Consider the following 15628-nt stretch of genomic DNA (forward strand, 5'->3'; position numbering starts at 1 on the left):
CGCGTATCCTCGATCGCGGTTTTTCTTCCAGTTTTGCAAGACCACCACCATCGAACCGAGGGAGTCCACCATGCCGTTCTTCGCCACCAAGTTCCCGTTCGCCGCGGTCGCCGTCGGCGCGCTGCTGCTCACGGGCTGCGCCACCACCGACATGCAGATGGGCAGCCAATCGGCCAAGACCACGGCCACGGGCAGCGCCGCCGGCGGTGCCACGGCGGGCGCGAGCAGCCAGCTCGAGCGCTGCGAATCGCCACTGGGCACCGTGTCGCTGGTCGAGAACGTCAACGCCGGCTGGTACACCATCCTCACGGGCGAATACCGCCTGCCGCCTACTGCAAATCTGTTGCGTTTGCTGGTGCAGCAGTCGAACTGCTTCATCGTGGTCGAACGCGGCGCAGCCGGCATGAACGCCATGACGCGTGAACGCGCACTGCAACAGTCGGGCGAGATGCGCGGCGGCAGCAACTTCGGCCGCGGCCAGATGGTGGCCTCCGACTACGGCCTGTCGCCCGAGATCGTGTTCAGCAACAGCGATGCAGGCGGCATCGGCGGCGCGCTCGGCGGCCTCGTGGGTGGTGGCCGTGGCCGCGCCATCGCGGCCGTCGGCGGCAGCATGCAGACCAAGGAAGCCAGCGCGCTGCTGACGCTCATCGACAACCGCTCGGGCGTGCAGGTCGCAGCAGCCGAGGGCAGTGCTTCCAAGACCGACTTCGGCGCCTTCGGTGGCCTGGCCGGCCGCAGCGGCGCCGGTGGCCTCGGCGGCTACACCAACACCGCGCAAGGCAAGGTGATTGCCGCGGCCTTCATGGACGCCTTCAACCAGATGGTTCGTTCGCTGCGTAACTACAAGGCGCAGACGGTGCGAGGGCAGGGCTTGGGCGGCGGTGGCCGCTTGGGCGTGGACGGCGGTGCTGCGCCGTCGCAGACCTACGTGCCGCCGGAGCCCGCACCGGCGCGTCGCCGCAGGTAAGTAAGAAACCGTCGGCCTTCGGGCCCACGAAAAAGCCCGGCGCTCTTGCGAGCCGCCGGGCTTTTTTACTGACGTGTGATCGCGAGAGATCAGAGGCTGAAGATCTTGCCCGGGTTCATGATGTTCTTCGGATCGAGCGCGCGCTTGATCGTGCGCATCATGTCGATCGCGCCTACACCCGCTTCGGTCACCAGAAAGTCCATCTTGTGCAGGCCCACGCCGTGCTCGCCCGTGCAGGTGCCTTCGAGCGCCAGCGCGCGAGTCACCAACTTGTGATTGAGCTCCTCGGCCTTCACGCGCTCTTCGGGGATGTTCGGATCGAGCAGGTAGCCGAAGTGGAAGTTGCCGTCGCCCACGTGGCCGACGAGGAAGTAGGGGATGCCGCTGGCATCGGCTTCGGCCACCGAGTCGAGCAGGCAATCGGCCAGGCGCGAGATCGGCACGCAGGTGTCGGTCGAGATCACGCGGCAGCCCGGGCGCGACTGCACGGCCGCGAAGTAGCTGTTGTGCCGCGCGGTCCACAGGCGCGTGCGTTCTTCCGGCGTGCTGGCCCATTCAAAGGCGTTGCCGCCGTGGCTGCTGGCCAGTTCCTGCACCGTCTCGGCCTGCTCCTTCACGCCGGCCGGCGAGCCGTGGAATTCCATCAGCAGCATCGGCTCTTCGCGCAGGCCCAGCTTGGCGTACGCGTTCACCATGCGCACCGTGTTCACGTCGATCAGTTCCACGCGCGCGATCGGCACGCCGAGCTGGATGGTCTCGATGGTGGTGCGCACCGCGGCCTCGATGCTCGGGAACGAGCAGATCGCGGCCGACACCGCCTCGGGCAGCGGGTAGATGCGCAGCGTGACCTCGGTCACCACGCCCAGCGTGCCTTCGCTGCCCACCATGAGGCGCGTGAGGTCATAACCGGCGGACGATTTCTTCGCGCGCGTGCCGGTGCGGATCACTTCACCCGCAGCCGTCACCACTTCGAGCGCCAGCACGTTCTCGCGCATCGTGCCGTAGCGCACCGCGTTCGTGCCGCTGGCGCGCGTGGCCGTCATGCCGCCGATGGACGCGTCGGCGCCCGGATCGATGGGGAAGAACAGGCCCGTGCTCTTGATCTCTTCGTTGAGCTGCTTGCGCGTGACGCCCGGCTGCACCGTCACCGTGAGGTCGTCGGCGTTGATCGACAGCACCTGGTTCATGCGCGACACGTCGATGCTGATGCCGCCTTGCACGGCGAGCAGGTGGCCTTCGAGCGAAGAGCCCACGCCGAAGGGGATGACCGGCACGCTGTGTTCGCTGGCCAGCTTCACCGCGTCGGCCACGTCCTGCGTGCTTTCGGCGAACACTACGGCCGAGGGCGGCGGTGCGTCGAACGACGATTCGTCGCGCCCGTGCTGCGTGCGCACCGCCATCGCCGTGGAACAGTTGTCGCCGAAGCGCGCCTTCAGCCCGTCGATCAGGGCTGCGGGCACGTCGCGCAGATGGAGCGCCGGCATCAGGTGCGAGGTGGAAGTCGGGGCGTTCATCGGGCGTCTCCTGGAGGGGCTGAGGGGGATCGGTCATTTTACGGAGCGCGCACCATAATGCGCTTCAGTAGAAGACATGAACCCCACGACCCTTGCAGCCCTTGCGGCCTTTCCCTCGCAGCTCGAAGCCCACTACGCGGCCATTCCCCAGGCCTTCCGGCACTGGGCGCCGCCTTCGTGGGAGGGCGTGCCCAGCGAAGCCTTCACCGCCATCGAGCAGCTGTGCCACGTGCGCGACATCGAGATCGAGGGCTACCACGTGCGCTTTCGCCGCACGCTGGCCGAGACCCATCCGACGCTCGCATCGATCGACAGCGAGCCGCTGGCCATCGAGCGCCATTACGGCGCGGCCGATGCGGCGACCGTGCTCGCCGAGTTCCGCCTCGCACGCGTGCAGACGATGGAAATCGTCTCGCAGCTGAGCGACGTGCAGCTTGCGCGCACCGCCGTGTTCGAGGGCTACGGCCCGCTCACGATGCGCAGCCTCATCCATTACCTGTGCAGCCACGACCAGCAGCATCTGGCCGGACTGCAATGGCTGGCCGGCAAGATCGACGCCGCCAGCCTCACCACCTGAACCGAGAGGAGCGCCCATGGGCAATCGACTTTCCCAGATCGCCACCCGCACCGGCGACGACGGCACCACCGGCCTGGGCGACAACACCCGCGTGCCCAAGGACCACCTGCGCGTGCACGCGATGGGCGACGTGGACGAACTCAACTCGCACATCGGCGTGTTGCTGTGCGAACCGCTGCCAGAGCCCGTGCGCGAGCTGCTGGTCGATGTGCAGCACCAGCTCTTCAACCTCGGCGGCGAGCTCTCGATGCCCGGTTTCACGCTGCTCAAGCCCGAGGCGCTGCTGCAGATCGACAACGCCCTGGCCGACCACAACGCCGCCTTGCCGCGCCTGGCCGAATTCATCCTGCCCGCCGGCACGCGCGCCGCATCGCTCGCACACGTGTGCCGCACCGTGGCGCGGCGTGCCGAGCGCGCGGTGGTGTCGCTCGGTGCCACCACCGAACTCAACGACGCGCCGCGCCAGTACCTCAACCGGCTCAGCGACTTGCTCTTCGTGCTCGCACGCGTGCTCAACCGCATGAACGGCGGCGACGACGTGTACTGGAAGAGCGAGCGCATGGCCCGCGCGGCCGCCGCCGAATCCGAAGACCACTCCCAGGGGACGACGCCATGAAAACCTTCCACATCACCGCATCGCTCGCCGCCATCGCCGCCGCGCTCTGGCTGCCCGTCACCGCGCAGGCGCAGAGCGCCGACAACCCGCCGCAAGCCGAACGCGCCCACACCATTCCATCGCCGTCGCGCAACGGCAAGGTGGTGGGCAGCGTGCAACGCGGCACCAACGCCGCCGGCCGCGGCGTCAACCGCGCCGATGCGGCCACGCGGCGCGGCGTGAGCAATGTGTCGGAAAAAGCCAGCCGGCCCGTGCGCAACGTGGGCGAGTCTTTCGGACGCAAGCTGGCACCGGGCTCGAGCGGGCGCGCGGCACCGCCGCCTGTGGGGCCGCAGGGCAACGCGCCCTGAGTCTTCGCTGCTGCTGTTCAGGGCGGCACTCCCGCCGACGGGGTACCTTGCTCCGCGAATGTCCTCCGCCCTTCGGGCTCCCCCTTAATTTCGCTGCGCAAGGCACCCCATCGACGTGAGCGCTGGGCAGTGCGGCTGTTGATCGGCCCGCACAACGACAGCGCCTCTCGTGCTCAGGGCACTGGGTGCTTCCCGCAGCGAAATCAAGGAGGAGCCGAAGGCGGGGGACATTCGCGGAGGGAAGTACCCGGTGGCCTGTGCACGTGCCCCGAACACAGCCTCAAGAAAACGAGAAGACATGGCCAGAAACATAGAGATCAAAGCCCGCATCGACAGCGTGGACCGCATCGCACACATCGCCGCGACGCTCGCCGACCAGGGCCCCACCGAGATCGCGCAAGACGACACCTTCTTCCGCTGCGAAAACAGCGCCGACCGCCTCAAGCTGCGCACCTTCGCCCCAGACCGCGGCGAACTGATCTTCTACCGCCGCGCCGACAGCAGCGGCCCGAAGGAATCGTTCTACCTGATCACGCCCACCGCCACGCCCGATGCGCTGCGCGAATCGCTCACGCTCGCCTGGGGCCAGGCTGGCCGCGTGCGCAAGCAGCGCCGCCTGTTCCTCGTGGGCCGCACGCGCGTGCACCTCGACCGCGTCGAAGGGCTCGGTGAATTCCTCGAACTCGAAGTGGTGCTGCAAGAGGGCGAGCCCGCCGAGGCCGGCGTGGCCGAAGCCCATGCGCTCATGGCCCGGCTCGGCGTGGCCGAGGGCCAGTTGGTGCAGGGCGCCTACGTCGACCTGTTGCGCGCGCAGGCCGCCTGAGCCATCGGGCAGCCGGCGGGGACGCGCGCCAGCAGGTCTTGCCGCAGCGCGTTCAGCTCGGCGATCTTCTGGTCGATGACCGCGACCTTGTCGGCCAGCAGCGCCGCGATCGCATCGTCGGGTGCGGCCGACTCCCACACCGCGGGCAGGTTGTCGCCGATCTCGTGCAGGCTGAAGCCGAGCTTCTGCGCGGTGCGGATGTAGCCCACCATCTGCACGGTTTCCTTTGCATAGACCCGGTAGCCGTTGCTGCCACGTTGCGCGCGGATGAGGCCGCGCTCTTCGTAGAAGCGCAGCGTGTCGCGGCTCAAGCCCGTCGCCGAAGCCAGCTGGCCGATCTGCATGGTCGTTGTTCCTTCGCCGAAGAATGTGCTTGACCCTGGAGCGTACCCGAGGCTTTAGCTTCCGGGGCTTCTTCACTCGCTGCAGGGCTCTTCTTCATGATCGCGCTTCCCACCTACCAACGCATCGTCCGCGCCAGCGCCTGGTACGACCTCGTCGTGACCATCGGCTTCGCCACGCCGTGGACCTTTGCCGCAGTGCACGCCATGCTGCTGTGGACCATCCAGACGCTGCAGCTGCCGGGCAGCTTTCCGGCCTTCGACCCGGTCCACATGCTGATGGCCAACCTGCTCGGCTCGGTGGTCACCGTCTGGGCCGTGCTGCGCATCCGCGATCCGCGCTTGCGCTATGGGCGCTACGACGCCGTGGCGCGCTTCCTGTTCGCCACCTGGCAGGTCTACGCCGTGACGCAGGGCGCCAGCCTGATCATCCTCGGCTTCACTGCGATGGAGCTGTTGTTCGGCGTGCTGGAGAGCCTGCCGGTGCGCGGTGCCACAGCGCGCGCAGCGATGCGCTCCGACGACCGCGCCACAGGCCTCAGCGCCAGCCCGCAGTCTTGAGTTGCTCGGCGAGCTGCTCCGCCACCTTGGCGTAGCCCTTCGCGTTCGCATGGATGCGGTCCGAGCGCAGGGCCGCATCCGACAGCACGCCCGAATAAACACCCGCGACCAGCAGCGCCTGCCCCGACGTCGCGACCTCTTCGTAGAACGGCGCGTCGCTGAGCGAGCCGAACACCACGCGCATTGCATCGGGCGCCGGCGTGGCCAGCACCGCCACGTGCGGCGTGTGCGCGCGCGCCTGCTCGATCAATGCCGCGAGGTTCTCGCGCGTGCTGGCGGGCGACACGCCGCGCAGCATGTCGTTGCCGCCGATGCCGATCAGGATCGCGTCGTAGCTGCCGGCGGACAGCAGCGCGGGCAGGCGCTCCAGCGCACCCGCCGACGTGTCGCCGTTGACGCCCGCGTTCTCGACCTGCCAGCCCGTGAGCTCGCCCAGCTTCGCGGGCCATGCCGTCTCGGGCGACGCGCCGTAGCCGAAGGTCAGGCTGTCGCCCAGCGCCAGCACGCGGGCATCGGGCTTCAACGCGTTGGCTGAGGCCTTTCGTTTGCCGCACGCTGAGAGCAGCAGGGCGGTGGCCGGCACGCCGGCGAGCATGTGGAGGAGGTGGCGTCGCTTCATGTGGCGCGCAGCTTAAACGAGGCTGCGCAGCGCTTGGCGCTTGCCCCTTCGCTTGCTCGGAAAGCGCATAAGCCTCTCCGTTTTTTTTCGTTTCCGGCACGGGGACAGCGGCGAAGAATCGCGGCTCTGCACATCCCTTCACTGCCACCGAGGTCCGCCCCATGCCGCCGCTGTTCACCCGCCATCGTTTCCTGCGCCATGCGGTCGCACTGTCCGCCGCCTTGCTGGCCACGCCGCTCGCGGCCTGGGCCGCACCCGCCAGCGGCGAGCCCGTGTGGTTCGGCGTGAGCGGTCCGCTCACCGGACAGAACGCGCAGTACGGCGCGCAGTGGAAGGCCGGCTTCGACCTCGCGATCGATCACATCAACGCGCAAGGCGGCATCCACGGCCGTCCACTCGCCTACAACTTCGAGGACAGCCAGAGCGACCCACGCCAGTCCGTCGCCATTGCGCAAAAACTCGTGAACGACAAGCGCGTGCTCATCGAGCTGGGCGACTTCTCCAGCCCCGCCTCGATGGCCGCCTCGCCCATCTACCAGCGCGCGGGCCTCGTGCAGCTGGGCTTCACCAACTCGCACCCCGACTTCACCAAGGGCGGCGACTACATCTGGAGCCCGTCGATCAGCCAGGCCGACGCGCAGCCGCTGCTGGCCGACCTCGCCGTGAAGACGCTGGGCTTCAAGCGCATCGCGGTGCTCTTCCTGAACACCGACTGGGGCCGCACCAGCAAGGACGTGCTCGTGAAGGCCGCGCAGGAACGCGGCGCGCAGCTCGCCATTGCCGAGGGCTACCAGCCCGACGAGAAAGACTTCCGCTCGACCCTGGTGCGCGTGCGCGATGCCAACCCCGACGGGCTGGTGCTGATCTCGTACTACCCCGACGGCGCGCTCATCGCGGGCCAGGTGCGCAGCGTGGGCCTGAAGCAGCCGATCGCCGCCGTGGGCTCGGTCTACTCGCCCAAGTTCATCGAGCTCGGCGGCGCGGCCGTGAACGGCATCCACACCAACACCGCCTTCTATCCCGACGAGCCGCGCGCCGAAGTGCAGGAGTTCGTGAAGAGCTTCCGTGCGAAGTACAGCAAGGAGCCCGACGCCTTCAACGCCTATGCCTACGACGCCGTGGTGTACGCCGCCGCCGCGCTGCGCCAGGCCGGCCCGAAGGCCGACCGCAAGGCCGTGCGCGATGCGTTCTACAAGATCAAGGACGTGCCCAGCGTCATCTTCGGCAAGGCCACCTTCGATGCGCAGACGCGCCGCGTGATCGGCGTGAAGAGCGTCAACCTGGTGGTGAAGGACGGCAAGTGGGCGCAGATCGACGAGAAGGCGGCGGCGCTGGCATCGGCCAAGTAGATGAGTTTCACCTCCTTCTTCGACCACACGGTCAACGGCCTGATCATCGGCAACATCTATGCGTTGCTGGCGGTCGGGCTCGCGCTGATCTTCGGCGTCTCGCACCTCATCAACTTCGCGCACGGCTCGGTGTACACCGTGGGCGCGTACATCGGCTGGGCCAGCATCACCTACCTGCACACGCCGCTGCCGATCACCATCGCGCTGGTGGTGATCGGCTCGGGGGCGCTGGGCATGCTGATCGAGCGCGTGGGGCTGCGGCCATTGCAGGGCGCCGCGCGCATCGCGCCGCTGCTGGCCACCATCGGCATCAGCTTCGTGCTCGACATCCTCGTGCAGCTGGTGTTCAGCCCCGACCCGCGCGCGTTGCCCACGCAGCTGCCCGACTGGCGCCTGCAGATCGGCACCGGCACCATTGGCGCGCTCGACCTCTTGATCGCGGGCATCGGCATCACGAGCGCGGCCGTGCTGTTCGGCTTCCTGCGTTTCACGAAACTCGGCTGGGCCGTGCGCGCCACCGCGCAGGACCGCGATGCCGCGCAGCAGATGGGCGTGGACGTGAACCGCGTGAACCAGACCGTGTTCGCCATCGCCGCCGCGCTGGGCGGGCTCTCGGGCCTGCTGGTGGGCATGTACTACAACAACATCAGCCCGGCGATGAGCTTCCAGGCCACGCTCAAGGGCGTGGTGGCGACGGTGGTCGGCGGCGTGGGCAATGTGCCCGGCGCCATCGTCGGCAGCCTGCTGCTGGGGCTCATCGAAAGCTATGGCGTGGCGATCCTCGGCACGCCTTATCGCAACCTGTTTGCCTTTGCGCTGCTGCTGGTCATTCTGGTGTGGAAGCCGAACGGCCTCTTCGGCCGCAAGCGTGTGCTGCCGCCCGAACCGCTCACCGGCACCTTCATCGCACCGAGCAAGCCGTGGCGCGTGCCGCCGCGCGTGTTGCTCGCGCTGTTCGCCGCGGCCGTGCTGCTGCCGCTGTTCGATCCGTCGCCCTACGTGCTGCAGACGCTCACCAATGCGTGGCTCTACGGTGCGCTCGCACTGAGCCTCACGCTGGTGGCCGGCACCATCGGCCAGATCTCGCTGGGCCATGCGGGGCTGCTGGCCATCGGTGCGTATGCCTCGTCGCTGCTGGTGCTCGACCTGCACCTGCCCGTGGGCACGGGCATCGTCGTCGCGGGCGTGCTCACCTCGCTGATCGGCACGGCGTTGATCTTCCCGGCCTTCCGGCTGCGCGGGCACTACGTGTCGATCGCCACGCTGGGCATCGGCGAGATCGTGGCGCTCACCATCCTCAACTGGGAAAGCCTCACGCGCGGGCCGATCGGCGTGTCGGGCATTCCGCCGCTGTCGCTGTTCGGGCGCGATGCGTCGTCGAACGAGGCCATCTACTGGGCCTCGTTCGGTGCGCTGGTGCTGCTGGCTTTGCTGCAGTGGCGCCTCTTGCGCTCGCACCTGGGTCGCACCTTCCGCGCGGTGCGCGAAGACGAGGTGGCCGCGCGCGCCTACGGTGTGAGCCCCGACCGCTACAAGGCGCTGGCCTTCGGCTTCGGCGGTTTCGCGGCGGGCGTGAGCGGCGCCTTCACCGCGCACATGTACTCGTACATCAACCACGAGACCTTCGGCTCGCAGATCTCGATCCTCGCGCTCACGATGGTGATCCTCGGCGGGCTCGGGAACATCAGCGGCGCACTGCTGGGTGCCGTCGCACTCGTGAGCCTGCCCGAGCTGTTCCGCGTGACGGCCGAGTACCGCATGTTGATCTACGGCGTCGCGCTGCTTCTGTTGATTCGCTTCCGTCCCCAAGGCCTGCTCGGCACCGTCTGAAAGAACCACACACCATGAGCCACCTGAACGACTACCTCGCCGAGAAACGCACCGCCGTGCTGGCACGCAACGCCGCCGTCGCGGCCGGCACCGCACAGCCTTCGCAGCTCAAGGCCAGCGTGCGCGCCGAAGGCCGCAGCGGCGTGCGCCGCCTGCGCATCCGCGAGCACCAGGTCATCAGCGACAGCCCGCCCGATTTCGCGGGCTACAACCTCGGCCCGAGTTCGCCCGAGCTGCAGCTCGGCGTGCTCGGTACCTGCGTGACGCACATCTTCCTGATCCAGGCGGCCGAACGGCAGGTGCCACTCGAAAGCCTCGAGGTCGAGGTGACCGGCGTCATCGACCCGCGCGGCGGCAAGCTGGGCCACGAGCAGACGCCGATCTGGCCGCACGAGATCGGCTACACGGTGCACATCGATTCGCCCGCGAGCCGCGAGGAGATCGACGCGCTGTTCGAAGCGGTGGAGCGCAACTGCCCCATCCTCAACCTGCTGCGCAATCCGCAGGCCATCCGCGCCGAGGTGAAGCTCGTGAACTCGAAGGCCGCCCTCACTTCCGATCGAACCGCCGATGCCCTCGCCACTGCTTGAAGTGCGCGGCCTCGTGCGCCGCTTCGGCGGGCTCACGGCCGTCAACGCCGTCGACCTGCAGGTGGGCGAGGGCGAACTGCTGAGCGTGATCGGCCCGAACGGTGCGGGCAAGACCACGCTGTTCAACCTCGTCACCGGCCTCGACAAGCCCGACGCCGGGCAGGTGCGCTTCGACGGGCACGACATCACCGGCCTGCCCGCGCAGCAGCTTGCACAGCGCGGCCTCGCGCGCACCTTCCAGCATGGGCGCGTGTTCGCGAACCTCTCGGTGCTCGACAACGTGCTGGTCGGCGCGCACACGCGGCTGTGTGCCGTGAAACCGCGCGTGGGCGGCGTACCGGGCCTGGGTGCATTGGCCGAACTGGCGCTCGCGCTGGTGCAACCAAGCGCCGTGCGGCGCGAGGAAGAAGCCTTGCGCAATGAAGCCCGCGAGATCATCGCGCTCTTCGGCGAACGCCTCACGCCGCGCACCGACCATCCAGCCTACAGCCTCTCGTACGCCAACCGCCGCCGCGTGGAGATCGCGCGCGCTCTCGCGCTGCGACCGCGCCTGCTGCTGCTCGACGAGCCCACGGCCGGCATGAACGAGAGCGAGACGGCCGAGATGCTGGAGATCATTCGCGGCCTCAAGGCGCGCGGCCAGACCATCCTGCTGATCGAGCACAAGCTCGACCTCGTGATGCAGCTGTCCGACCGCGTGGCCGTGCTCGACGACGGCCGCAAGATCGCCGAAGGCCTGCCGGACGACGTGCGCAACGACCCCGCGGTGATCGAGGCCTACCTCGGCCATCGCCATGTGGGCGAAGCACAGAAAGAAGCGGTGCCCGCATGATCGCGACCGTCGCCCGCACCGGCCTGTCGCCTTCTTCCCTCTGGGGAGAGGGGAGAAACGACGATCTGCCTGAACGCGCCATCACGCAAGCTTCGGTGGGCACCGTCCCGCCACTGCTGCAACTCCAGAAGGTCAACAGCTTCTACGGCCCCGTGCAGGCCCACTTCGACCTCGACATCGAAGTGCGCAAAGGCCAGATCGTCAGCCTGCTCGGCGGCAACGCGAGCGGCAAGTCGACCACGATGAAGATCGTGCTCGGCCTGCTTAAGCCGCGCTCGGGCGAGGTCCGCTTCAACGGCGAATCGACGCTCGGCCTCAGCACGCCGCAGATCATCCGCAAGGGCATCGGCTCGGTGCCCGAGGCACGCCGCCTGTTCCCCGCGATGACCGTGCGCGAGAACCTGCTCATGGGCGCCTATGCACGCCGCGATCGCGCGGGCGTGGCCGAAGACCTGGCGCGCATGCTCGAACTGTTCCCGCGCGTGGCGGAGCGCCTGGGCTTCCTGGCCGGCACGCTCTCGGGCGGCGAGCAGCAGATGGTGGCCATGGCGCGCGCGCTCATGGGCCGACCGCAGCTGCTGTGCATGGACGAACCCACCATGGGCCTGTCGCCGCTGTACGTCGACAAGGTGCTCGAGCTCATTGCGCGCATCAACGCGCAGGGCGTCTCGGTCTTCATGGTCGAGCAGAACGCCAGCCTCGCACTGCAGATCGCGCACCACGGCTACGTGCTGCAGACGGGCCGCATCGTGCTCTCGGGCCCGGCGCGCGCACTGCTGGCCGATGCGCGCATCCGCGACGCCTACCTGGGCGGCGAGGGCGCCGCCCGCACCGCCTCCTGACCACGACACTTTTGCTGCGAGGAAGACCTTCACCATGCCCTTGACCCTCGACCACGTCGTGATCGCCGTGCACGATCTCGACCGCGCCATCGCCGACTACGTCGCGCTCGGCTTCCATGTGCTGCGCGGCGGCGACCATCCGGGCCGCAGCACGCACAACGCGCTCGTCGTGTTCAGCGACGGCAGCTACTTCGAACTCATCGCGTGGCGCGAACCCGCGCCCGCCGAGCGCTGGTGGCAGCTGTTGCAGCGGCACGGCGAAGGCATCGTCGACTTCGCGCTGTTGCCGCGCGACACCGCAGTCACCGTGGCCGACGCGAAAGCGCGCGGTCTCGTGCTCGAAGGCCCGCTCGACGGCGGGCGCGTGCGCCCCGACGGCGAACACCTGCGCTGGCAGACTGCGCGCGCCCCGTCGGCCGACCTGCCGTTCCTGTGCGGCGACCTCACGCGGCGCGCCCTGCGCGTGCCCGAGGGCGCCGCGCGCGTGCATCCCAACGGCGTGCTCGGCGTGGCCAGCCTGGCCATCGCCGTGCGCGACCTCGACGCCACGCTGGCGCGCTACCGCGCCTTGCTGGGCACCGTGTCCGACGACACGGCCACACACATCGGCGAACCTGTGGCCGTACCCGCCAGCCAGGTGCGCGTGGCGGTGATCGCATTGGGCAGCAGCGTGCTCGTGCTGTCGTCACCGCGCGACCGCGCTTCGACGGCAGAGTTGGGTGGCGACGCGCTCGCACAACGCATCGCCGTGCGCGGCGAGGGCCCGTATGCGCTGGTGCTGCACACCGACCGGCCGCAATCGACCGGCACCTTCGACCTCGCACGCGCGCACGGTGCATGGATCGAACTCGACCTGCCGCCGCTGGATGGGCTGGCAGTGCAGGGCAGCGCGCGCAACGACGCGGCGAGCAGCACGGTCGGCGGGTAGGGCGGCGCTCAGCCCACGCGTTCGCGCAGCTGGAACACGTTGCCCTCGGGGTCGTGCCCGTCGCAATGGCGGTAGCCGTTGAATTCCCATTCGGCCGCCACCGGCTTCAGCGCACAGCCGGACTCGGCGGCCAAGCGCCGTGCCTCCGCGAGGCTGGCCACTGGGAAGATGAATTTGAGCGCGGTGTCTTCGCGCGGCACCGGTGGCTGTGCGATCTGCACCCTGGCGGCGATGTCCGGATTCATCGCGACAATGAAGAGTTGCAACGCGGGTGATGCGAGGCTCGCATAGCCCGGCTCCGGTAACGAGAGCGTCAGCCCCCGCGACCTTGGCGTAGAACGCGCCCACGCGGGCCACGTCCTTGGCATAGATGACGGCGGCTGCGACGGCGTGGTCTGGCATACCTACTTCCTCGATGGTTTCTTCTTCACTGTCCGGCTACCTCGTTTCGATTCTGCCTGCGGGCGTGCTCGCGCTGGTCCTGCTGCTGCTGATTCCGCGCACGCAGGTCGGCGTGCGGCTGGCCGTGCACATCCTGTTCTTTGTGGTGGCGCGCGACGCCATGAGCCCCGCCGGGTTCTGGGCGTTGAATGCGGGGTCGATGCGTCTGAATGGGCCGGCGCCGGTGCTGCTCGCGCTGGCGGGCATGTCGGCCGCGCTGGTGGTTGGCGTGGCCTGGCTCGAGCGCGCCGCACGTGAGGGCATGGCGTGGTGGCGCCAGGGGGCGGTCGTGTCGTCGGTGCTCTGGGGCGTGGTGGGCGCCGTGGTCATCAGCGCCATCGCCGCGGCATTGAAGGCGGCGTTGGCGCTGCCCTCGTTGCCGGTGCCCGGGCCTGCCTTGTACGCACCGATCCTGATCTTCGCGCTGCTCGGCAATGCTTACGAAGAACTGCTGTTCCGCGGCCTGCTGCAGCAGCGCCTGGCGCGGCACATGCCGGCGAGTCGCGCGCTGGTCGTCGCGGCCCTGCTGTTCAGCCTGTGCCATGCCTGGTTGGCGTGGATCGTCACCCGCGTGGGTCTGCCGGTGCTGGTGTTCACGCTGATCGAAGGGCTGGTGGCCGGCTTCGTGTGCCGGCGTGCGGGGCTGCTGGGTGCCACGCTGGCGCATGGCCTGGCCATCTTCGCGCTCGCGGTCGGCCTGTACTGAACCGGGCGGGTCAGGTCGGGCGGCCGCCCAGGTGCGCCTTGCGCAGCGCGGCCCGCATCTTCTTCTGCAGCGCCGGCCCGCCCTTTTCCAGCGCGGCCGCGGGCGCACCGCTTTCGGCCGTCACCGGCCGGTGCTTGCGTCCCCAGATGCCGAGCTGCGTGATCACCGGCAGCAGGTCGATGCCCACGGGCGTGAGGCTGTAGAGCGCCTTCTGCTTGTGCGTGGGGTCGTCGGTCTTGCTGAGCACGCCGTGTTCGACCAGCGTGTTCAGCCGCTCCGTGAGGATGTTCGAGGAGATGCCTTCTTCGGACTGCAGGAACTCGCGGAAATGCCGCTTGTCCGCAAACATCAGGTCGCGAACGATCAGCAGGCTCCAGCGGTCGCCGACGACTTCGAGCGCGAGGTTGATCGGGCACAGGGACTTCTGCTGGATGGCCATCGGGATTCCGTCGGTTCAAGAAACTGCTTGCATTTTCGCATCGGTTTGAGAATACTGAAACTGCTTGCATTTCAAGATCGGTTTTCGCAAGCGACCTTCAGGAGACTCCGATGCGAAAGCTCATCGTGCAAATGCAGATGTCGGTCGACGGGTTTGTGTCGCCGGCCAACGGCGACATCGACTGGCAGCTGTGGGGCTGGGGCGACCGGTGGCGCTGGGACGCGGCGCTCAAGCGTGACTTCAATGCCGTGTTCGCGGGCGTCGACACGATTTTGCTGAGCCGCAAGATCATCGAAGAGGGCTACCTCGATCACTGGGGCCGCGCCGCGACGCGCTTTCCGGCGAACCCCGACTACGCCTTTGCTCAGCGGATCGTCGACGTGCGCAAGGTCGTGCTCACGAACAAGCTGCAGGCCTCGCGCTGGGAACGCACCGACATCGCGCGCGGCGCGATGGCAGACGAAGTGAATGCGCTCAAGCGCCAACCGGGCCAAGACATCCTCACCATCGGCGGTGTCGGCTTTGCGTCGTCGCTCACGTCGGCGGGGCTGGTCGACGAGTTCCAGTTCTTCGTGAACCCCACGGCCGTGGGCGCGGGCCGCTCGGTGTTTCACGACACGCGCCACGGTCATGCGCTTCGGTTGCTCGGATCGAGCGCCTACGACTGCGGCATGGTGGTGAACCGCTACGCGCCGGCATGAAGGACGCGCAGGACAACACGCCGCGCAGATACCTGCGCTTACCGTATTTCATCTGACGAAGACCTGATGCATCGCAAGCAGACACATGGGCTGCACACAATGGAGGCGTCATCACAGACAAACAAAAGGAGTTCCAGATGATCTTCCGTACCAAGCGCCTCACCACTGCCGCCGTTGCGGCGCTCGCACTGTCCCTGGCAGCAGGCAGCGCGCTGGCGCAAGATCGCCGGGGCGACGACCAACGTCCGGGCGGCGGCCGCTATGAGCAGCGTGACGACCACCGTGGCGCAGGCCGCTACGAACAGCGCAACGACCACCGTTCGCACCGCGGTCCTCACGCCGGTTACCGCGGCGACCAGGACTTCCGCGACGGCCGCCAGTTCGATCGCCGGGGCTTCCCGCAGCCGCACAGCGAGTGGCGCCGTGGTGGCCGCGTGCCGACCGAATACCGGGGCCGCAACTACGTGGTGAACGACTGGCGCGCCTACCGCCTGCAGCAGCCGCCGCGCGGCTACCAGTGGGTCGGCGTGGGCGGTGACTATGTGCTCGCAGCCATCGCCACCGGCCTCATCGCGCAGATCATCGCGGGCCAGTAAACC

General features: G+C 68.4%; 20 protein-coding genes. 15 read left to right on the forward strand and 5 right to left on the reverse strand.

What is annotated here, in order from left to right:
• The first annotated feature begins 70 nt into the window (after positions 1–70).
• On the forward strand, positions 71–970 hold the full coding sequence (locus IG196_RS31005; protein ID WP_192194293.1) for a CsgG/HfaB family protein: 900 nt from the start codon (positions 71–73) through the stop codon (positions 968–970).
• An 89-nt stretch (positions 971–1059) separates the two neighbouring features.
• On the opposite strand, the gene IG196_RS31010 is transcribed toward IG196_RS31005, so the two are convergent.
• Positions 1060–2484 carry an FAD-binding oxidoreductase gene (locus IG196_RS31010; RefSeq protein WP_192194294.1) on the reverse strand — a complete coding sequence of 475 codons (1425 nt, stop codon included), beginning with the start codon at positions 2482–2484 and terminating at the stop codon, positions 1060–1062.
• A gap of 76 nt (positions 2485–2560) precedes the next feature.
• Between IG196_RS31010 and IG196_RS31015 the strand changes: the two genes are divergently transcribed.
• From IG196_RS31015 to IG196_RS31030, 4 genes are all read left to right on the forward strand, one after another.
• Positions 2561–3061 (forward strand): DinB family protein, encoded by a 501-nt coding sequence (locus IG196_RS31015; protein WP_192194295.1) that lies wholly within the window; start codon positions 2561–2563, stop codon positions 3059–3061.
• A gap of 16 nt (positions 3062–3077) precedes the next feature.
• Entirely contained in the window at positions 3078–3677 is a 600-nt protein-coding gene (locus IG196_RS31020; RefSeq protein ID WP_062473752.1) for a cob(I)yrinic acid a,c-diamide adenosyltransferase, read from the forward strand.
• The gene (locus tag IG196_RS31025) at positions 3674–4027 is read left to right on the forward strand and encodes a hypothetical protein (protein WP_153281335.1); all 354 of its coding nucleotides are present in this window, start codon (positions 3674–3676) and stop codon (positions 4025–4027) included. Before IG196_RS31020 ends, IG196_RS31025 begins: the two co-directional genes overlap by 4 nt.
• Before the next feature lie 298 nt (positions 4028–4325).
• The gene (locus IG196_RS31030) at positions 4326–4850 is read left to right on the forward strand and encodes a class IV adenylate cyclase (RefSeq protein WP_192194296.1); all 525 of its coding nucleotides are present in this window, start codon (positions 4326–4328) and stop codon (positions 4848–4850) included.
• Here the strand turns inward: IG196_RS31030 and IG196_RS31035 are convergent.
• On the reverse strand, positions 4817–5194 hold the full coding sequence (locus IG196_RS31035) for a MerR family transcriptional regulator (protein ID WP_095743046.1): 378 nt from the start codon (positions 5192–5194) through the stop codon (positions 4817–4819). The genes IG196_RS31030 and IG196_RS31035 overlap by 34 nt on opposite strands.
• A gap of 96 nt (positions 5195–5290) precedes the next feature.
• Here IG196_RS31035 and IG196_RS31040 point away from each other — a divergent pair, with 96 nt between their 5' ends.
• Entirely contained in the window at positions 5291–5752 is a 462-nt protein-coding gene (locus IG196_RS31040) for a hypothetical protein (RefSeq protein WP_192194297.1), read from the forward strand.
• Here IG196_RS31040 and IG196_RS31045 read toward each other — a convergent pair.
• Positions 5730–6371 carry a GDSL-type esterase/lipase family protein gene (locus IG196_RS31045; RefSeq protein ID WP_192194298.1) on the reverse strand — a complete coding sequence of 214 codons (642 nt, stop codon included), beginning with the start codon at positions 6369–6371 and terminating at the stop codon, positions 5730–5732. The two genes, IG196_RS31040 and IG196_RS31045, sit on opposite strands and share 23 nt — an antisense overlap.
• A 161-nt stretch (positions 6372–6532) precedes the next feature.
• Here IG196_RS31045 and IG196_RS31050 point away from each other — a divergent pair, with 161 nt between their 5' ends.
• The 6 genes from IG196_RS31050 to IG196_RS31075 are packed head-to-tail and all read left to right on the forward strand — an operon-like array spanning position 6533 to position 12742.
• Positions 6533–7720 carry an ABC transporter substrate-binding protein gene (locus IG196_RS31050; protein WP_192194299.1) on the forward strand — a complete coding sequence of 396 codons (1188 nt, stop codon included), beginning with the start codon at positions 6533–6535 and terminating at the stop codon, positions 7718–7720.
• Complete coding sequence (locus tag IG196_RS31055; protein WP_192194300.1) at positions 7721–9550, forward strand: ABC transporter permease; 1830 nt, start codon at positions 7721–7723, stop codon at positions 9548–9550.
• Positions 9551–9564: 14 nt separating this feature from the next.
• Positions 9565–10140, forward strand: a complete 576-nt coding sequence (locus IG196_RS31060) for an OsmC family protein (protein WP_192194301.1) — start codon at positions 9565–9567, stop codon at positions 10138–10140.
• Positions 10121–10972: an ABC transporter ATP-binding protein gene (locus IG196_RS31065; protein WP_192194302.1), complete on the forward strand. Its 852-nt coding sequence runs from the start codon at positions 10121–10123 to the stop codon at positions 10970–10972. The genes IG196_RS31060 and IG196_RS31065 overlap by 20 nt, the downstream gene beginning before the upstream one ends.
• Positions 10969–11814, forward strand: a complete 846-nt coding sequence (locus tag IG196_RS31070) for an ABC transporter ATP-binding protein (protein WP_192194303.1) — start codon at positions 10969–10971, stop codon at positions 11812–11814. Before IG196_RS31065 ends, IG196_RS31070 begins: the two co-directional genes overlap by 4 nt.
• Before the next feature lie 34 nt (positions 11815–11848).
• Positions 11849–12742 carry a VOC family protein gene (locus IG196_RS31075; protein ID WP_192194304.1) on the forward strand — a complete coding sequence of 298 codons (894 nt, stop codon included), beginning with the start codon at positions 11849–11851 and terminating at the stop codon, positions 12740–12742.
• An 8-nt stretch (positions 12743–12750) separates the two neighbouring features.
• Here IG196_RS31075 and IG196_RS32190 read toward each other — a convergent pair whose 3' ends face one another.
• Complete coding sequence (locus IG196_RS32190) at positions 12751–12987, reverse strand: hypothetical protein (RefSeq protein WP_225616859.1); 237 nt, start codon at positions 12985–12987, stop codon at positions 12751–12753.
• A gap of 170 nt (positions 12988–13157) precedes the next feature.
• On the opposite strand from IG196_RS32190, the gene IG196_RS31085 reads away from it, so the two are divergent.
• On the forward strand, positions 13158–13889 hold the full coding sequence (locus tag IG196_RS31085) for a CPBP family intramembrane glutamic endopeptidase (RefSeq protein ID WP_192194305.1): 732 nt from the start codon (positions 13158–13160) through the stop codon (positions 13887–13889).
• Between the two features lie 10 nt (positions 13890–13899).
• On the opposite strand, the gene IG196_RS31090 is transcribed toward IG196_RS31085, so the two are convergent.
• Positions 13900–14328, reverse strand: coding sequence for a winged helix-turn-helix transcriptional regulator (locus IG196_RS31090; protein WP_192194306.1), 429 nt, complete (start codon positions 14326–14328; stop codon positions 13900–13902).
• A 110-nt stretch (positions 14329–14438) separates the two neighbouring features.
• On the opposite strand from IG196_RS31090, the gene IG196_RS31095 reads away from it, so the two are divergent.
• A complete protein-coding gene (locus IG196_RS31095) occupies positions 14439–15029 on the forward strand; it encodes a dihydrofolate reductase family protein (protein ID WP_192194307.1) in 591 nt (196 codons plus the stop codon).
• Positions 15030–15166: 137 nt separating this feature from the next.
• Complete coding sequence (locus IG196_RS31100) at positions 15167–15625, forward strand: RcnB family protein (RefSeq protein ID WP_192194308.1); 459 nt, start codon at positions 15167–15169, stop codon at positions 15623–15625.
• Positions 15626–15628: the final 3 nt, after the last annotated feature.

Origin of the sequence: Variovorax sp. 38R (genome assembly GCF_014843395.1) — a bacterium.
GTDB classification, from domain to species: domain Bacteria; phylum Pseudomonadota; class Gammaproteobacteria; order Burkholderiales; family Burkholderiaceae_C; genus Variovorax; species Variovorax paradoxus_H.

Bases quoted from the DNA above. Each gene is read 5' to 3' on its own strand.
- IG196_RS31005 (WP_192194293.1), top strand. From the start codon at position 71: ATGCCGTTCTTCGCCACCAAGTTCCCGTTCGCCGCGGTCGCCGTCGGC.
- IG196_RS31010 (WP_192194294.1), bottom strand. From the start codon at position 2,484: ATGAACGCCCCGACTTCCACCTCGCACCTGATGCCGGCGCTCCATCTG.
- IG196_RS31015 (WP_192194295.1), top strand. From the start codon at position 2,561: ATGAACCCCACGACCCTTGCAGCCCTTGCGGCCTTTCCCTCGCAGCTC.
- IG196_RS31020 (WP_062473752.1), top strand. From the start codon at position 3,078: ATGGGCAATCGACTTTCCCAGATCGCCACCCGCACCGGCGACGACGGC.
- IG196_RS31025 (WP_153281335.1), top strand. From the start codon at position 3,674: ATGAAAACCTTCCACATCACCGCATCGCTCGCCGCCATCGCCGCCGCG.
- IG196_RS31030 (WP_192194296.1), top strand. From the start codon at position 4,326: ATGGCCAGAAACATAGAGATCAAAGCCCGCATCGACAGCGTGGACCGC.
- IG196_RS31035 (WP_095743046.1), bottom strand. From the start codon at position 5,194: ATGCAGATCGGCCAGCTGGCTTCGGCGACGGGCTTGAGCCGCGACACG.
- IG196_RS31040 (WP_192194297.1), top strand. From the start codon at position 5,291: ATGATCGCGCTTCCCACCTACCAACGCATCGTCCGCGCCAGCGCCTGG.
- IG196_RS31045 (WP_192194298.1), bottom strand. From the start codon at position 6,371: ATGAAGCGACGCCACCTCCTCCACATGCTCGCCGGCGTGCCGGCCACC.
- IG196_RS31050 (WP_192194299.1), top strand. From the start codon at position 6,533: ATGCCGCCGCTGTTCACCCGCCATCGTTTCCTGCGCCATGCGGTCGCA.
- IG196_RS31055 (WP_192194300.1), top strand. From the start codon at position 7,721: ATGAGTTTCACCTCCTTCTTCGACCACACGGTCAACGGCCTGATCATC.
- IG196_RS31060 (WP_192194301.1), top strand. From the start codon at position 9,565: ATGAGCCACCTGAACGACTACCTCGCCGAGAAACGCACCGCCGTGCTG.
- IG196_RS31065 (WP_192194302.1), top strand. From the start codon at position 10,121: ATGCCCTCGCCACTGCTTGAAGTGCGCGGCCTCGTGCGCCGCTTCGGC.
- IG196_RS31070 (WP_192194303.1), top strand. From the start codon at position 10,969: ATGATCGCGACCGTCGCCCGCACCGGCCTGTCGCCTTCTTCCCTCTGG.
- IG196_RS31075 (WP_192194304.1), top strand. From the start codon at position 11,849: ATGCCCTTGACCCTCGACCACGTCGTGATCGCCGTGCACGATCTCGAC.
- IG196_RS32190 (WP_225616859.1), bottom strand. From the start codon at position 12,987: ATGAATCCGGACATCGCCGCCAGGGTGCAGATCGCACAGCCACCGGTG.
- IG196_RS31085 (WP_192194305.1), top strand. From the start codon at position 13,158: ATGGTTTCTTCTTCACTGTCCGGCTACCTCGTTTCGATTCTGCCTGCG.
- IG196_RS31090 (WP_192194306.1), bottom strand. From the start codon at position 14,328: ATGGCCATCCAGCAGAAGTCCCTGTGCCCGATCAACCTCGCGCTCGAA.
- IG196_RS31095 (WP_192194307.1), top strand. From the start codon at position 14,439: ATGCGAAAGCTCATCGTGCAAATGCAGATGTCGGTCGACGGGTTTGTG.
- IG196_RS31100 (WP_192194308.1), top strand. From the start codon at position 15,167: ATGATCTTCCGTACCAAGCGCCTCACCACTGCCGCCGTTGCGGCGCTC.